The organism is Amycolatopsis sp. NPDC114478, assembly GCF_055633805.1.
In genome coordinates, this window is sequence record NZ_JBVKDO010000013.1 from 58224 (window position 1) to 73961 (window position 15738).

Annotated in this window: 16 protein-coding genes; 11 read left to right on the forward strand and 5 right to left on the reverse strand. The window is 71.4% G+C overall.

Annotation, left to right across the window (positions count from 1 at the left end; genetic code table 11):
• The first annotated feature begins 21 nt into the window (after positions 1-21).
• The 6 genes from paaZ to paaE are packed head-to-tail and all read left to right on the forward strand — an operon-like array spanning position 22 to position 5724.
• Positions 22-2052 carry a phenylacetic acid degradation bifunctional protein PaaZ gene (gene paaZ, locus ACZ7OH_RS31400; RefSeq protein ID WP_470284132.1) on the forward strand — a complete coding sequence of 677 codons (2031 nt, stop codon included), beginning with the start codon at positions 22-24 and terminating at the stop codon, positions 2050-2052.
• A complete protein-coding gene (gene paaA, locus ACZ7OH_RS31405; RefSeq protein WP_470284133.1) occupies positions 2049-2984 on the forward strand; it encodes a 1,2-phenylacetyl-CoA epoxidase subunit PaaA in 936 nt (311 codons plus the stop codon). Before paaZ ends, paaA begins: the two co-directional genes overlap by 4 nt.
• A 38-nt stretch (positions 2985-3022) precedes the next feature.
• Positions 3023-3337 carry a 1,2-phenylacetyl-CoA epoxidase subunit PaaB gene (gene paaB / locus ACZ7OH_RS31410; protein WP_286003483.1) on the forward strand — a complete coding sequence of 105 codons (315 nt, stop codon included), beginning with the start codon at positions 3023-3025 and terminating at the stop codon, positions 3335-3337.
• On the forward strand, positions 3334-4191 hold the full coding sequence (gene paaC / locus ACZ7OH_RS31415; protein WP_470284134.1) for a 1,2-phenylacetyl-CoA epoxidase subunit PaaC: 858 nt from the start codon (positions 3334-3336) through the stop codon (positions 4189-4191). Before paaB ends, paaC begins: the two co-directional genes overlap by 4 nt.
• A complete protein-coding gene (gene paaD / locus ACZ7OH_RS31420; protein ID WP_470284135.1) occupies positions 4185-4673 on the forward strand; it encodes a 1,2-phenylacetyl-CoA epoxidase subunit PaaD in 489 nt (162 codons plus the stop codon). The genes paaC and paaD overlap by 7 nt, the downstream gene beginning before the upstream one ends.
• A 1-nt stretch (position 4674) precedes the next feature.
• Entirely contained in the window at positions 4675-5724 is a 1050-nt protein-coding gene (gene paaE, locus ACZ7OH_RS31425; protein ID WP_470284136.1) for a 1,2-phenylacetyl-CoA epoxidase subunit PaaE, read from the forward strand.
• A gap of 154 nt (positions 5725-5878) precedes the next feature.
• Here paaE and ACZ7OH_RS31430 read toward each other — a convergent pair whose 3' ends face one another.
• The 4 genes from ACZ7OH_RS31430 to ccrA form a co-directional block, all read right to left on the reverse strand.
• Positions 5879-6988 carry an adenylate/guanylate cyclase domain-containing protein gene (locus tag ACZ7OH_RS31430; protein ID WP_470284137.1) on the reverse strand — a complete coding sequence of 370 codons (1110 nt, stop codon included), beginning with the start codon at positions 6986-6988 and terminating at the stop codon, positions 5879-5881.
• 4 nt (positions 6989-6992) lie between these two features.
• Positions 6993-7445, reverse strand: coding sequence for a universal stress protein (locus ACZ7OH_RS31435; protein WP_400902921.1), 453 nt, complete (start codon positions 7443-7445; stop codon positions 6993-6995).
• A 93-nt stretch (positions 7446-7538) separates the two neighbouring features.
• The gene (locus ACZ7OH_RS31440; protein ID WP_470284138.1) at positions 7539-8744 is read right to left on the reverse strand and encodes a chromosome segregation protein; all 1206 of its coding nucleotides are present in this window, start codon (positions 8742-8744) and stop codon (positions 7539-7541) included.
• A gap of 138 nt (positions 8745-8882) precedes the next feature.
• On the reverse strand, positions 8883-10223 hold the full coding sequence (gene ccrA, locus ACZ7OH_RS31445; RefSeq protein ID WP_470284139.1) for a crotonyl-CoA carboxylase/reductase: 1341 nt from the start codon (positions 10221-10223) through the stop codon (positions 8883-8885).
• Between the two features lie 205 nt (positions 10224-10428).
• Here ccrA and ACZ7OH_RS31450 point away from each other — a divergent pair, with 205 nt between their 5' ends.
• Both ACZ7OH_RS31450 and ACZ7OH_RS31455 read left to right on the forward strand, forming a co-directional pair.
• Positions 10429-10797 (forward strand): SPW repeat domain-containing protein, encoded by a 369-nt coding sequence (locus ACZ7OH_RS31450; RefSeq protein ID WP_470284140.1) that lies wholly within the window; start codon positions 10429-10431, stop codon positions 10795-10797.
• Positions 10798-10814: 17 nt separating this feature from the next.
• Positions 10815-11387, forward strand: a complete 573-nt coding sequence (locus ACZ7OH_RS31455) for a TetR/AcrR family transcriptional regulator (RefSeq protein WP_470284141.1) — start codon at positions 10815-10817, stop codon at positions 11385-11387.
• Between the two features lie 66 nt (positions 11388-11453).
• On the opposite strand, the gene mce is transcribed toward ACZ7OH_RS31455, so the two are convergent.
• Positions 11454-11909: a methylmalonyl-CoA epimerase gene (mce, locus tag ACZ7OH_RS31460; protein ID WP_470284142.1), complete on the reverse strand. Its 456-nt coding sequence runs from the start codon at positions 11907-11909 to the stop codon at positions 11454-11456.
• A gap of 137 nt (positions 11910-12046) precedes the next feature.
• Here mce and ACZ7OH_RS31465 point away from each other — a divergent pair, with 137 nt between their 5' ends.
• The 3 genes from ACZ7OH_RS31465 (at position 12047) to ACZ7OH_RS31475 (ending at position 15508) form a co-directional block, all read left to right on the forward strand.
• The gene (locus ACZ7OH_RS31465; RefSeq protein ID WP_470284143.1) at positions 12047-13234 is read left to right on the forward strand and encodes an acetyl-CoA C-acetyltransferase; all 1188 of its coding nucleotides are present in this window, start codon (positions 12047-12049) and stop codon (positions 13232-13234) included.
• A complete protein-coding gene (gene meaB / locus ACZ7OH_RS31470) occupies positions 13235-14200 on the forward strand; it encodes a methylmalonyl Co-A mutase-associated GTPase MeaB (RefSeq protein WP_470284144.1) in 966 nt (321 codons plus the stop codon). It begins immediately after the preceding gene.
• A 582-nt stretch (positions 14201-14782) separates the two neighbouring features.
• Positions 14783-15508, forward strand: coding sequence for a peptidylprolyl isomerase (locus ACZ7OH_RS31475; RefSeq protein ID WP_470284145.1), 726 nt, complete (start codon positions 14783-14785; stop codon positions 15506-15508).
• Positions 15509-15738 lie beyond the last annotated feature (230 nt).

Consider the following 15738-nt stretch of genomic DNA (forward strand, 5'->3'; position numbering starts at 1 on the left):
TTCGGTGGAGGTCGGGACCTGATGGCATTGCTGCGCAGCTACGTCTCCGGGAGCTGGCACACGGCGGCGGACGAGGGCGTCCCGCTGCACGACGCGGCCACGGGCGAGGAGGTCGCCCGGATCTCGTCGAAGGGCGTCGACTTCGCGGGGGCGCTGGAGTACGGCCGCCGCGTCGGCGGCCCGGCGCTGCGCGAACTGACGTTCCACCAGCGCGCGGCCCTGCTGAAGGCGCTGGCCTCGCACCTGCGCGAGCACCGCGAGGAGCTGTACGCGCTCTCCGCGCGCACCGGGGCCACACTCGGTGACTCGAAGTTCGACATCGACGGCGGCATCGGCGTCCTGTTCAGCTACGCCTCGAAGGGCAAGCGCGAGCTGCCCAACGACACCGTCTACGTCGAGGGCAACGTCGAGCCGCTGTCGCGCGGCGGCACGTTCGTCGCCCAGCACATCGCGACCCCGCTGCGGGGGGTCGCCGTCCAGATCAACGCGTTCAACTTTCCGGTGTGGGGGCCGCTGGAGAAGTTCGCGCCGGCGTTCTTGGCCGGTGTCCCGAGCCTGGTCAAGCCGGCCAGCTCGACGGCCTACCTGACCGCGCGGCTGGTCGAGCTGATCATCGAGTCCGGCATCCTGCCCGAGGGCTCGCTGCAGTTCGTCGCCGGCAGCGTCGGCGACCTGCTCGACCACGTCACCGCGCAGGACCTGGTGTCCTTCACCGGCTCGGCGTCGACGGCGCAGAAGCTGCGCGCGCACCCGGCGATCATCCGCAACGCCGTCCGGTTCAACGCCGAGGCCGACTCGCTGAACTGCTCGATCCTCGGCCCGGACGCCGTGCGCGGGACCACCGAGTTCGACCTGTTCGTCAAGCAGCTGACCACCGAGATGACGGTCAAGGCGGGCCAGAAGTGCACCGCGATCCGCCGCGCGTTCGTCCCGGCGTCGCTGCTCGACGACGTCGCCGCGGCCGCGTCCGAGCGGCTCGCGAAGGTGACCGTCGGCAACCCGGCGGCCGAGGGCGTCCGGATGGGCGCGCTGGCCAGCCTCGAGCAGCGCGAGGAGGTCCGGCGGTCGCTGAAGGCGCTGCTGGACGCCGGCAGCGTCGTCTTCGGGGATCCGGAGAAGGTCGAGGTCGTCGACGCCGACGCCGAGCGCGGCGCGTTCATCTCGCCGGTGCTGCTCAAGGCCGACCCCGAGCGCACCGAGCCGCACGAGGTCGAGGCGTTCGGCCCGGTCTCGACGCTGATGCCGTACACGTCCACCGAGCAGGTCATCGACTTCGCCGCACGCGGCGGCGGGAGCCTGGCCGGGTCGATCGTCAGCGCGGACAAGGAGTTCGTCCGCGAGGTCGTCCTCGGCGCGGCGCCCTTCCACGGCCGCCTGCTCGTCCTGGACGCCGAGGACGCGAAGGAGTCCACCGGCCACGGTTCGCCGATGCCGCAGCTGGTCCACGGCGGCCCCGGCCGCGCCGGTGGCGGCGAGGAGATGGGCGGGGTCCGCGGCGTGCTGCACCACATGCAGCGCACGGCAGTCCAGGGTTCCCCGGCGGTGCTCACGACGGTGACGGGTCGCTGGGTGACCGGCTCCCCGCGTGCCGAAGGTGACGTCCACCCGTTCCGGAAGTCCCTGGCCGAGCTGAAGATCGGGGACTCCGTCGTCGCCGGGCCGCGCACGGTCAGCCAGGAGGACGTCGACCACTTCGCCGAGTTCACCGGCGACACGTTCTACGCCCACACCGACCCCGAGGCGGCGGCCGCGAACCCGCTGTTCGGCGGCATCGTCGCGCACGGCTACCTGGTCGTCTCGTTCGCCGCGGGGTTGTTCGTCTCGCCCGAGCCGGGCCCGGTGCTGGCCAACTACGGCCTGGAGAACCTGCGCTTCCTGACGCCGGTCAAGGTCGGCGACTCGCTGACCGTGACGTTGACCGCCAAGCAGATCACCCCGCGGATCGACCAGGAGTACGGCGAGGTCCGCTGGGACGCCGACGTCACCAACGCCGAGGGCGAGTCCGTCGCCAAGTACGACGTCCTGACCCTGGTTTCGAAGGAGCAGCCGTGACCTTGGATCAGACACCGCTCCATGAGCACTTCGAGCACACCATCGAGCGCGACCAGCGCATCGAGCCGCGCGACTGGGTGCCCGAGGGCTACCGCAAGACGATGATCCGGCAGATCGCGCAGCACGCGCACTCGGAGATCATCGGCATGCAGCCCGAGGGCAACTGGATCACGCGGGCGCCATCGCTGCGGCGCAAGGCGATCCTGCTGGCCAAGGTCCAGGACGAGGCCGGCCACGGCCTCTACCTGTACTCGGCGGCGGCGACGCTGGGCGCGGACCGCGCGGACCTGACCGACAAGCTGATCACCGGCAAGCAGAAGTACTCGTCGATCTTCAACTACCCGACGCTGACCTTCGCCGACGTCGGCGTGATCGGCTGGCTGGTGGACGGCGCGGCGATCTGCAACCAGGTGCCGCTGTGCCGGTCGTCGTACGGGCCGTACGCGCGGGCGATGATCCGGATCTGCAAGGAAGAGTCGTTCCACCAGCGGCAGGGCTACGAGCTGCTGATGACGATGATGCGCGGGACCGCGCAGCAGCGTGAGATGGTCCAGGAGGCCGTGAACCGCTGGTGGTGGCCGTCGCTGATGATGTTCGGCCCGCCGGACGCCGATTCACCGAACACCGCGCAGTCGATGGCGTGGAAGATCAAGCGCCACACCAACGACGAGCTGCGTCAGCGCTTCGTCGACATGTCGGTGCCGCAGGCCGAAGCGCTGGGGGTCACCTTCCCGGACCCCGACTTGAAGTGGAACGCCGAGCGCGGGCACTACGACTTCGGCGCGGTCGACTGGGACGAGTTCAAGAACGTGCTGAAGGGCAACGGCCCGTGCAACGCCTCGCGGATCGCCCACCGGCGCCGCGCGCACGAAGACGGTGCGTGGGTGCGGGAAGCCGCCGTCGCGCACGCCGCGAAGAAGGAGCGCAAGTGAGCGACCTGACTGCCGAAGGCGGCCACGGCGCCGTCCCGCTGGAGGGCGTCCCGGCCGCGCCCGGTCCGGTCAAGCACGACTGGCCGCTTTACGAGGTGTTCGTGCGCGGGAAGCGCGGGCTGAACCACGTGCACGTCGGCTCGCTGCACGCGGCCGACGACCAGATGGCACTGCACCACGCGCGTGACCTCTACACCCGCCGCAACGAAGGCGTGTCGATCTGGGTCGTGCGGGCGTCGGACATCACGGCGTCGTCGCCGGACGAGAAGGACCCGTTCTTCGCGCCGAGCGGCGACAAGGTCTACCGGCACCCGACGTTCTACGACATCCCCGAGGAGGTGCCGCACATATGAGCTTCGACAACGTCTACGAGTCGCTGACCGAGGAGAACGACGCCCGCTGGGCGTTCGGCACCGGCTTCGAGGACCCGCTGTCCGGAGTGGACACTTCGGTACCGTCCGGTGTGGACGGTGCGTCCTTGGCCGCCTACTGCCTGATGCTGGGCGACGACGCGCTGATCTTCTCCCACCGGCTGCAGGAGTGGTGCACGAACGCGCCCGAGCTGGAGGACGAGGTCGCGCTCGCGAACATCGCCCTCGACCTGCTCGGCCAGGCGCGGCTGCTGCTCGCGCGGGCCGGCAAGGCCGACGGCTCGTCGCGCACCGAGGACTCGCTCGCCTTCCTCCGCGCCGAAAACGAGTTCCGCAACGTCCGGCTCGCGGAGCTGGGCGGCGGGCACTTCGGGCACCTGATCGCGCGGCTGTTCGTGTTCTCGACGTGGCGGCTGGCGCTGCTGCAGCGGCTGGTGTCGTCGGTCGACCCGGTGCTGGCGGCCATCGCGGACAAGGGCGTCAAGGAGGTGACCTACCACCGCGACTACGCGGCGCAGTGGCTGGTCCGCCTCGGCGACGGGACGCCGCTGTCGCGTTCGCGGATGCAGGAGGGCCTGGACGCGGTCTGGCCGTACGTCGGGGAGCTGTTCCGCACGCACCCGCTCGAGCTGGTGGACGCGGCTTCGCTGCGGCCGGAGTTCGACGCGGTGCTGGACCAGGCGCTCGCCGCGGCAACGCTTGTCTTGCCCACCGCCGGTGAGCTGGCGGGAGTCTCGGGCCGGACGGGCCGCGACGGCGTCCACACCGAGCAGATGGGATTCCTGCTGGCGGAGCTGCAGAGCGTCGCCCGCGCGATGCCGGACGCGAAATGGTGACGGCGGAGGCGGTCGCGGCCACGGTCACCGACCCCGAGCTGCCGATGCTGACCCTGGCCGACCTGGGCGTGCTGCGGTCGGTGTCCGAACAGGACGGTCGCATCGTCGTCGCGATCACGCCGACGTACACGGGCTGCCCGGCGATGGACACCATGCGCGACGACTTGGAGCACGCGCTGGTCTCGGCGGGCTACGCCGACGTCGAGATCCGGACGCAGCTGACGCCGGCGTGGACGTCGGACTGGATTTCGGACGCGGGGCGTCACAAGCTGGCCGCGGCGGGCATCGCGCCCCCGGGTGCGGCGCCGCGGCGGTCGGGGCCGATCCCGCTGACGCTGTCGGCACCCGTTTCGCGGGTTTCTTGCCCGTTGTGCGGGTCGCCGGACACCGAGGAGCAGTCCCGCTTCGGCGCGACGGCGTGCAAGGCGCTGCGGCGCTGCCGTTCGTGTTTCGAGCCGTTCGAGCACGTCAAGGAGATCTGAGGTGGCGTTCCATCCCCTGAAGGTCGCGGGCGTCACGCGATTGTGCGACGACGCGGTCGCGGTGACGTTCGACGTGCCCGCGTCGTTGTCCGACGAGTACGACTTCAAGCCGGGCCAGTCGCTGACGTTGCGGCGGTCGATCGAGGGCCGCGACGAGCGCCGGTCGTACTCGATCTGCGCGCCGGCGGGAGCGGCGCCCCGGGTGGGCGTCCGCCTGGTCCCGGACGGCTTGTTCTCGTCGTGGCTGGTCAACGAGGTCCGTCCCGGCGACACGATCGAGGTGGCGACGCCGACGGGATCGTTCACCCCGGATTTGGCTTCGGGTGGTCACCACGTGCTGATCGCGGCGGGCTCGGGCATCACGCCGGTGCTGTCGATCGTGGCGTCGTTGCTGCGTTCTTCCGAGGCCACAGTTACGGTTTTGTACGGCAACCGCCGCACGGACACGGTGATGTTCGCGGACGAGCTGGCGGACCTGAAGGACCGCGCGCCCGAGCGCTTGGAGCTGATCCACGTGCTGTCGCGCGAGCCGCGCGAGGCGGAGCTGTTCACGGGGCGCCTGGACGTGCCGAAGCTGCGTTCGTTGTTCTCGTCCCTGGTGCCGGTGTCCTCAGTGGACCATTGGTGGCTGTGCGGCCCGTTCGAGATGGTTTCCGGCGCCCAGGAACTGCTGACGTCGTTGGACGTGCCCCGCGCGCGCATCCACCAGGAGCTGTTCTACGTGGACACGCCCCCGGCCCCGGTGGAGCACATCGATCCGGGCGTGGCGGGGGAGTCGTCCGAGGTACGGGTAGTCCTGGACGGCCGTTCCTCGACGATGACGTTGCCGCGGTCATCATCGGTGCTGGACGGGGCCCAGAAGTTCCGGCCGGACCTGCCGTTCGCGTGCAAGGGCGGGGTGTGCGGAACCTGCCGGGCGCGGGTGACGGAGGGCAAGGTGGACTTGCGGAGGAACTTCGCGCTGGAGGAGTCGGAGGTGGAGGCGGGGTTCGTGCTGACATGCCAGTCATACCCGGTCTCAGAGGAAATCACCGTCGACTTCGACGCCTGAGGCTCTGGTTGTCCACAGGCCGGTCGACCTGTGGACAAGCAAGCCGCCCGCTGGCTTTTCGGCGGGGGTTGTCGGTGGCCGCCGATAGAATGGACGTGGGGACGCCCCCCCTGGGAGCGGCGGGGGATGTCTGCCGGGCGGGCGGCTGGGGACTTCAGCGACTGCGCCGCCGACGGCGGCGGGGGCGTGGCTCCGGCTCCTCCTCGGTGGCCGGCGGGGCTGTCGGGTCAGTCAACCCCAGCATCTCCGCCGCCAGTTGCTGGGAGCTCGCGAACATCCCCGTCGGTGCCTCGCTCGCCCGTCGCAGCGCTGCCGGGCGGAGGCGGTTGTAGCCCCGGACCGTCACCGGGCGGCGCATGCGGAGCTCGTACGCCTTCTCCTCCGCCAGCTCCGACGCCAGCTCCCGGTCCACCAGGATCGTCCCCGGGCGGGCCACCGACGTCAGGCGGGCCGCCAAGTTGACCACCGAGCCGTACACATCGCCGAAGCGCGACAGGATCCGGCCCGACGCCATTCCCGCTCGGACCGCCGGGAGGCTGTCGTCCGCCGAGGTTCGCTCCGTCAGCGTCAACGCTATCTCCGCCGCGTCGACCGGTGAGTCCGCGACGAACAGGACCTCGTCGCCGATCATCTTCACCACGCGGCCGTGGTGCTCGGCGATCACCTCCGTCGCCAGCGTCTCGAACGCGTCCAGGACCCGGCTCAGCTCTTCCTCGTCGATCTGGCGCGTCAGGCGCGTGTAGCCCACCATGTCGACGAACCCGACCACTTCGGTGCGCGTCTCCACGTTGTCACCCGCGGCCGCGAACGCCCGGCCGGCGTACGCCGCCAGGTGGCGGCGCCAGACGAAGTTCTGGACCCGCTCCAGCTCCGGGAGCAGCCGATCGACCAAGCGCGCGACCTGACGCTCGTTGCGGCCCAGGTCCGGCTGCTCCTCGATCAGCTGCCACAGCATGTCGACCTGCCACTCGGCCAGCCGCGACAGGTGCTGGCCGAGCGCGCGCGTCACCGACACCTCGATGCTCGGGTCGATCAGGCCCGACTGGACCAGCTGGTCCGCCGTGCGCATCGCCTCGACGTCGGCGTCGGTGAAGACGACCTCGTCGTCGCGGACCGTCGCGAACCCCAGCGCGCGCCAGAGCCGGCGTGACCGTTCGTCGGGCACGCCGGCCTTTTCGGCCACTTCGAGCCGGGTGTATTTCCGCCTGCCGCCGAGCAGGACGCGTTCGAGCCGCTGCTGGAGCTCCTCGCTCGGGTCGGTCACCGGCTCAGGTCGTGTGGACGATCAGCACGTCCACGCCGGACTTGCGCGCCACCTCCGACGGCACCGAGCCCAGGATCCGGCCGGCGATCGTGTTCAGCCCGCGGTTGCCGACCACCAGCAGGTCGGCCTCGCGCTCATGCACGACCTTGCGCAGCGAGTCGACCGGGTCACCCTTGACGGCGATCGTGTCGATCTTCTGCGCGCCCGCCTTGGTCGCCCGGTCCCGCGCCGACTGCAGCGTGTCCTCGGCCGGCGCCGAGCCGACGACCTGGTACGCCTCGTCGCCGAGGACGTCCTGGGCCTTGTCGACGTCGGTCTTGCTGGCCGGGTAGTACGCACACGCGATGACGAGCGTGGCGCCCGCGTCGCCGGCCACCGCCGCCGCGCGGTCCACCGCCGCGAACGAGGACTCCGAGCCGTCCGTGCCCACCACCACGGTCCGATATGCCGCACCCATGCGCAAAACCTCCACGTGATCCCGCGTGAGCAGGGACGATAACCGGTCGGCACCGACCGCGCAGGCTCGTCCGCGCCCGTGTCGGGTGGAAGGTTACTCGCCAGTCGCTTTCTGCGCTCCGCTCGCCCGCGGAGTCGGCTTCGGCGCGGGCTTGGGAGCCGGTTTGGGGGCCTGCTTCGGCTTCGGGACGTCGGACGCCTTGATCCGGATCGTCTCCTCGACGTCGCCCACCGGCGCCGTCTTCCCGGTGTCGGCCGGCTTCAGGTCCTCCGCCTTCAGGTCGGCCGTGACGTCCGCGGGCACCTTGACGTCGTCGCCGAGGACGGTGTGCGCCTCGGCCAGCACCGCCCGCGCCGCGCGGACCTGCTCGGCCAGCCCGCCGCGCACCTTGCGCAGGGCGTCGACGCGCTCGTTGGCCTGGGTGATCCGCCGGTTCGACTCCTCGGTCGCCGTCGTGACGCGGCGCCGCGCCTCGTCGGCGGCCTCCGCGAGCCGGGCGTTGGCCTCGGTGATCGAGTCCTGACGGCGCTTGTTCGCCTCCGCGACGGACTCGCGCTGACGGCGTTCGATGTCCGCCTTCGCGGCCTTCTCCTCTTCGAGGACCTTCGTGCGGATGTCGGCGGCGTCCTGCGTCGCCTCCTGGACGCGGCGGGCGGCCTCGGCCTTGCTCGCGGCCTCCTGCTCGGCCAGCACGCGCATCGCCTCGGTGCGGCGCGAGGCCATCGCGATCTCGAAGTCCTCTTCGACCTTCGTGCGGCGGTCCGACGACTCGGTGTCGAGCCGCTTGCGCTCCGCCTCGGCCTCGTCGGTGATCTTCTTGGCTTCCGCGCGGGCGTCCTCGAGCACCTTGCGGTGCTCCGCCTCCATCTCCTTGCGGCGGAGGTCGAGCTCGGTGAGCAGCTGCTCGTAGCGGGCGCGCATGGCGCTCGCGTCCGTCTCGGCCTTGGCCCGGATGTGGCCGGCCTCGGCCTCGGCGCGGGCCCGCGTGTCGGCGGACTCGTCCTGCGCGAGGCGCAGCATGCGCTGAAGACGTTCGGAGAGGCCTTCGACGCTCGTCGGCGGCTGGGCGAGCCGGTCGACCTGCCCACGCAGGTCCGCGATCTCGCCGCGCGCGATCTCCAGCTGCCGGGCCAGGTCGCCGGCCTGCGCGATGGCCGCGTCCCGGTCGGCGGTCAGCATCTTGAGGTCGCCGTCCAGCCGCTCGAGGTGCTCGTCGACCTGCGCTCGGCTGTACCCGCGCTTCGCCACGTCGAAGCCGGCTCCCAGCGGCACAAGCTCCCGTTCATCGCCAAGGCTCATGCGCCTACCGTAGTCGCAGCCGGGTCACGGAAGGGTGAGCACCCGTGCGGTGCGCCGAACGTGCCGCGTGGTGCGGCGAGAGGATCTTGCCGCACGCAGGCGACCCGCGGCCCGGGGATCGCCTGCGTACGGCCGGTTTCAGGCGCCGCGGAACGCGTTGATCCCCTCGATGTGCTTCGCGCGCTTCTCCTCGTCGCGGACGCCGAGGCCCTCCTGCGGGGCGAGCGCGAGCACGCCGACCTTGCCCTGGTGGGCGTTGCGGTGCACGTCGAGGGCGGCCTGCCCGGTGTCTTCGAGCGAGTACGTCTTCGACAGCGTCGGGTGGATCAGGCCCTTCGCGATCAGCCGGTTGGCCTCCCACGACTCGCGGTAGTTCGCGAAGTGCGAGCCGATGATCCGCTTGAGGTTCATCCACAGGTAGCGGTTGTCGTACTGGTGCATGTACCCCGAGGTCGACGCGCACGTGACGATCGTGCCGCCCTTGCGCGCGGCGTAGACGGACGCGCCGAAGGTCTCGCGGCCCGGGTGCTCGAAGACGATGTCCGGGTCGTCGCCGCCGGTCAGCTCGCGGATCTTCGCGCCGAAGCGCTGCCACTCCTTCGGGTCCTGCTCGGTGTCGCTCTTCCAGAACTTGTAGTCCTCGGCGCTGCGGTCGATGATCAGCTCGGCGCCGAGCTTGCGGCAGATCGCCGCCTTCTCCGGGCTGGAGACGACGCAGACCGGGATCGCGCCGCCGTTGAGCGCGTACTGCGTCGCGTAGGAGCCGAGGCCGCCGGACGCGCCCCAGATCAGGACGACGTCACCCTGCTTCATGTCCGCGCCGTTGCGCGAGACGAGCTGGCGGTAGGCGGTGGAGTTGACCAGGCCGGGGGAGGCGGCTTCCTCCCAGGTCAGGTGGTCCGGCTTCGGCATCAGCTGGTTGGCCTTGACCAGCGCGACCTCGGCGAGGCCCCCGAAGTTCGTCTCGAAGCCCCAGATCCGCTGCTCGGTGTCGAGCATCGTGTCGTTGTGCCCGTCCGGGCTTTCGAGCTCGACGTTCAGGCAGTGCGCGACGACCTCGTCGCCCGGCTTCCAGTTGTGCACGCCGACGCCGGTCCGCAGCACGACGCCGGACAGGTCGGAGCCGACCACGTGGTAGGGCAGGTCGTGCCGCTTGGCCAGCGGCGAGAGCTTCCCGTACTTCTTGAGGAACTTGAAGGTGGGGATCGGCTCGAAGATCGACGTCCACACGGTGTTGTAGTTGATGGCGCTCGCCATCACGGCGACCAGCGCCTCGCCCGGGCCCAGCTCGGGGACCGGGACGTCGTCGACGTGCAGCGACTTGCGCGGGTCCTTGTCCCGGCTCTCGAGGCCCTCGAACATGTCGACCTCGTCGGCGTGCACGGTCACCCCGCGGTAGCTCTCGGGCACGGGCAACGACCCGACCGCGGCGGACTCGCCGTTCAGGATGGCCTGCTGGATCTCGCCGAGCTGCGTCATCGGTTCCTCCGCGGAGATGGGGGTCAACGGCGTTGGCGGCAGAAATTACTCGCCGGTAACACGCGGACACAACTGTACGAGACGGAGGGCACGATTACACGTCGAACTGTGACCGATCAGTCTTGACCGGCCGGCCAGTCAAGCGGACCATCGGCCGTGGGAACACCCACCCGACCAGCAGTTTCACCGATGGAGGTGAGCACGAATGAGTGAAGTCTCTACGCGCGCCTGGGCCCGGCCGCACGATTGGGCCGAGGTCGTCATCGGGGTGGTCGCCGCTCTTTCACCCCTTTGGCTGAGCACGGACACGACCGCGATGTGGACGATGGTCGTCCTGGGCGCCTTGATCGCACTCGACGGCCTGGTCTCGCTGGCGATGCCGGGCATGGTCTACGGCGAAGGCATCCAGATCGCGCTCGGCGTGCTGCTGTTCATCGCGCCGTGGGTGATGAGCTACACCGAGTTCAACGGCGCTTCCTGGACGTCCTGGATCGCCGGGGTGCTGACGGTCGTCGCCGGCGCGGCAGCCATGCCGGTCGCGAACGCCGCGCACCGCACCGCCGGCCAGCACTGACGCCGCAGGAGGCACGCATGACCGAGGATTCGGCGAAGGAGCGCATCCTCCGCGCCGCCGAGGCGCTCTTCGCCGAGTCCGGCTTCGACGCCACCCCGACCTCCCGCATCGCGGAGCGGGCGGGGGTGCCGAAGGGGCTGGTGCACTACTACTTCCGGCACAAGGCGGACCTGCTCACCGCGCTCGTCGAGCGGCTGCCCGACGAGCGCATCGAGCCGGCCGTCGTCGTCGTCCCCGGCGACCTGGCGGGCAGCCTGCGGCGGCTCGTCCGCGAGCTCGACCACCGCTTCAGCCGGTCGCTCGGGCTCTCACACCTGCTGTGGCGCGAGGCCGACACCCACCGCGTCGTCCGCGACGCACTCCACGAGCGCTTCCAGGTGCTCGTGCGGCAGGTCCGCGCGGTGATCCTGGCGGCCACGGGCGGCGTCCTGCCCACGGCGGACGTCGAGCGAGCGTCGGGCCTGCTGGCGCGCGCGGTCAGCCACCGCCACGCGACGGCCCGCCACTCGGACGACGACCTGCCCGCCGAGTTCGACGGCGAGCTGACGTTCATCGCCGACGCCCTCGTCGCGAAGACGGCGTCGGCTTAGCCGCGCGCCTTGTCACCGGCGTGCGGTTCGCGCGGGCCGGAGTTGTTGCGCCCGAACGGGTTCGCGTCAGTGCGCGGTGCCGTCCTTCGCCGGCTCCACCAGCTCCACCAGGACGCCGCCCGCGTCCTTCGGGTGGACGAAGTTCACCCGGCTGTCGGACGTGCCGCGCTTCGCCGCGTCGTACAGCAGGCGCAGGCCCTGCTCGCGCAAGGCGGCCGCCGCCGCGTCCACATCGGACACGCGGTACGCCAGCTGCTGCAGGCCCGGGCCGCTCTTGGCCAGGAACTTGCCGATCGCCGAGTCGTCGCGCAGCGGGGCCAGCAGCTGGATCTGCGTCTCCGTGCCCGCCGTGCCGGGCGCGCGCAGCATCGCCTCGCGCACCCCCTGTTCCTCGTTCACCTCCTCGTGCGCCACTTCCAGGCCGAAGTGCGTGCGGTGGAACTCGATGGCCGCGTCCAGGTCCGGGACCGCGATGCCGACGTGGTCGATGGCCGTCACGAACGGCCGCAGGGCGTCATTCATGGAGGCAGGATAGGGCGCTCCCGACCGGCGTCGACCCCGATTCTTCGCGTGCCCCGCCTCACACTGGCTCCATCAAGAAGGCCGCCCTCCGGGTATGGTCGGAAAAACTGCCCATGCGCCGAAGCTTGGAGGACGCCGTGTCCGGTTCCGTGATCCTGGGTGCCGCCCGTACACCGATCGGGCGACTGCTCGGATCCCTCAAGGACTTCACGGGGGCACAGCTGGGCGGGGTCGCGATCAAGGCGGCCCTCGAACGCGCCGGGGTCGCCCCGGACGCGGTGCAGTACACGATCATGGGCCAGGTGCTGACCGCCGGTGCCGGCCAGATCCCCGCGCGCCAGGCCGCGGTCGCCGCGGGCATCCCGATGAGCGTGCCGGCGCTGACGATCAACAAGGTCTGCCTTTCCGGCCTCGACGCCATCGCGCTCGCCGACCAGCTCATCCGGGCCGGCGAGTTCGACCTCGTCGTCGCCGGCGGCCAGGAGTCGATGACCCAGGCGCCGCACCTGCTGCCGAAGTCCCGCTCCGGCTTCAAGTACGGCGACACCACGCTCGTCGACCACATGGCCTACGACGGCCTCTTCTGCGCCTTCGACCAGGTCGCCATGGGCGCCTCGACGGAGAAGTACAACTCCCGCTACGGGGTCACCCGCGAGCAGCAGGACGCGTTCTCCGCGCGTTCGCACCAGCGCGCGGCCGAGGCGATCAAGAACGGCTACTTCGCCGACGAGATCGCGCCCGTCTCCATCCCGCAGCGCAAAGGCGACCCGGTCGTCTTCGACACCGACGAGGGTGTCCGCGCCGACACCACCGCCGAAGGCCTCGCGAAGCTGCGCCCCGCCTTCGCCTCGGACGGCACCATCACCGCGGGCTCGGCGTCGCAGATCTCCGACGGCGCCGCCGCGGTCGTCGTGGCCAGCAAGGCGAAGGCCGAGGAGCTCGGCCTGACGCCGATCGCCGAGATCGGTGCGCACGGCGTCGTCGCCGGGCCGGACGCGAGCCTGCACGAGCAGCCGTCGAACGCCATCCTCGCCGCGCTGGCGAAGGCGAACCTCGGCGCCGACGCGCTCGACCTCGTCGAGATCAACGAAGCCTTCGCCGCCGTCGGGCTGGTTTCGACCGAGAAGCTCGGCCTCGACCCGGAGAAGGTCAACGTCAACGGCGGGGCCATCGCCCTCGGCCACCCGATCGGCGCTTCTGGGGCTCGCCTCGCCGTGCACCTGATCCACGAACTGCGTCGCCGCGGTGGTGGGCTCGGCGCGGCCGCGCTGTGCGGTGGCGGCGGCCAGGGCGACGCCCTGCTGCTGCGGGTGCCGTCCGCGTAAGTGGCCGGTGCACTCGACCTCGACGACCTGGTCGGCCGCGCGCGGGACGGGCAGCCTCGTGCCGTCGCGCGGCTGCTGTCGCTCGTCGAGGACGCCCACCCCCGCGTCGCCGAGATCGCGCGGGCGCTGACCCCGCACACCGGGCGGGCCCGGGTCGTCGGGCTCACCGGTCCGCCGGGTGTCGGCAAGTCGACCTCGACGTCGGCACTGCTCACCGCGTTGCGCGCGGAGGGCAAGCGGGTCGGGGTGCTCGCGATCGACCCGTCTTCGCCGTTTTCGGGCGGCGCGCTGCTCGGCGACCGGATCCGGATGACCGAGCACGCCACCGACCCCGGCGTGTTCATCCGCTCGATGGCCACGCGCGGGCACCTCGGCGGGCTGTCGTGGGCGACCCCGCAGGCGGTGCGCGTGCTCGACGCCGCCGGCTTCGACGTGGTGCTGATCGAGACGGTCGGCGTCGGACAGTCCGAAGTGGACGTCGTGAAGCTGGCCGACACCACGGTGGTGCTGCTCGCGCCGGGGATGGGCGACGGCATCCAGGCCGCGAAGGCCGGGGTGCTGGAGATCGCCGACGTGTTCGTCGTGAACAAGGCCGACCGCGAGGGCGCCGACGCGACCGTGCACGACCTCAAGCAGATGATTTCGCTGGCGCGCCGCGAGATCCGGGGCGCGAGCTGGCGCCAGCCGATCGTGCGGACGGTCGCGGCGAAGGGTGAGGGTGTCGACGAGGTGGTGGCGGCGCTGGCCGCGCACCACGACTGGCTGGTGGCGCACGACGAGCTGGCCCGCCGCCGGATCGCGCGGGCGCGCGACGAGGTCGAGGCCATCGCGGTCCGGCGGCTGCGGGCCGAGCTGGCCGACCTGCGGGGTGGCGGGCGGCTGGCCGGGGTGGCCGAGCGGGTGGTGGCGCGGGAGCTCGACCCGTTCGCTGCAGCGGATGAGCTGATCGCCGACCTGCGGGGCTGAGGTTTCGCCACCCGGGGGCTGATCGGTTGGGCGGATCGGTGCCTCGGCGTGCGGGGGCTGGTCGGTGGAGCGGATCGGCGCTTCGGCGCGAGGGAGCCGATGGGTGGGGTAGCCCTGCGGTGTCGGCGTCTCGGCGTGGGGGAGCTGATGGGCGGAGCGGATCTGCGGTGTCGGCGCTCCGCCGCGCGGGAGCTGTTGGGTGGGGCGGCCCCGGGTTTGCGGCGCTGATGCCTCACCGTTTGGAGACTGTCGGCCGTGGATTCGCGGGGCGGCCTGGAAGAGCCTGCGCTGGCGGGCAGGCTGTCGGCGCTTCCGGGTGGCCAGTGCGATCCCGATCAACAACGAAAACGCAGTCGCCGCAACGGTTCTTCGACGGTGTGCCATGACTTCCCCCTTCTCGGTGCGGCGGGTTTGCCGCGTGATCGACATCGTGCGCCGGGGGTCCGACAATTTCCGGGGTGTCGCCCTCCCGATTCACCCGATGGGCTGACAGGGGCGACTTTCGCCGGTTATTCCTGTCGGTGCCGGGCCCTAGACTGCGGGGCGCTCCGGAACCGGGCGATCACTGGGAGGGCGTGCAGGATGAAGAAGACACTCGTCACCGCGCTGGCGGCCGGCGCGTTGTTCGTGGCGGGCAATGGTGTCGCCGCCGCGGCCGATGCGCCGCCGCCGAAGACGACGCACGGGCCGTGCCAGTACACCGAGACGCCGGACGAGCCGGCCGCGCGGCCGGTGCCGTTGCCGCCCGACCCGCGGCACACGCCGAGCCGCGGGAAGGTGGACGTGGCGGTCCCGACCAGTCAGGGCGCGTTGCCGCTGACGCTCGACCGCGCGAAGGCGCCGTGCACGGTGCAGAGCTTCCTGCACCTGGCGCGGCACCGGTTCTACGACCACACGGTGTGCCACCGGCTGACCGCCTACCCGACGCTGAAGGTCCTGCAGTGCGGCGACCCGACCGCGACCGGCGAGGGCGGCCCGGGGTACAAGTACAAGGACGAGCTGCCGGTGGACCTGCCGCCGGCGCCGACCGACCCGACCGGCGCGCGCCGGGTCTACGCGCGCGGGTTGCTGGCGATGGCCAACGCGGGCCCGGACACGAACGGTTCGCAGTTCTTCGTGGTGTACGGCGATTCCGCGCTGCGGCCGAACTACACGGTGTTCGGCACGGTCGAGGCCGAGGGGCTGCGGACGCTCGACAAGGTGGCCGCCGGGGGGATCCAGCCGACGGCCGACGATCCCGCGCCGGTGGATGGGACGCCGGTGCTGCGGACGGAACTGCTTCGGGTTCGGCCCGGCTGCTGGTTCTGACGGTGACCGCGGGCCGCTCCGGTGGGGTGGCCCGCGGACGGCTCGTACTGCGGCTTGAACGGGTGGGGAGGTGGCCGGCGGCGGGATGGCGGATGCGGCCAGGCGATGGGCCGCGGAAGCCAGGGTGGTGCGGTGGTGGCGGGGGTAGCCGGGCGACGGGAATGGCACGTGCGGTCACGGCGGTGGTGTGGTGGCCTGCGGCGGAAGTGGGGGTGCCGGCCAGGCGGTGG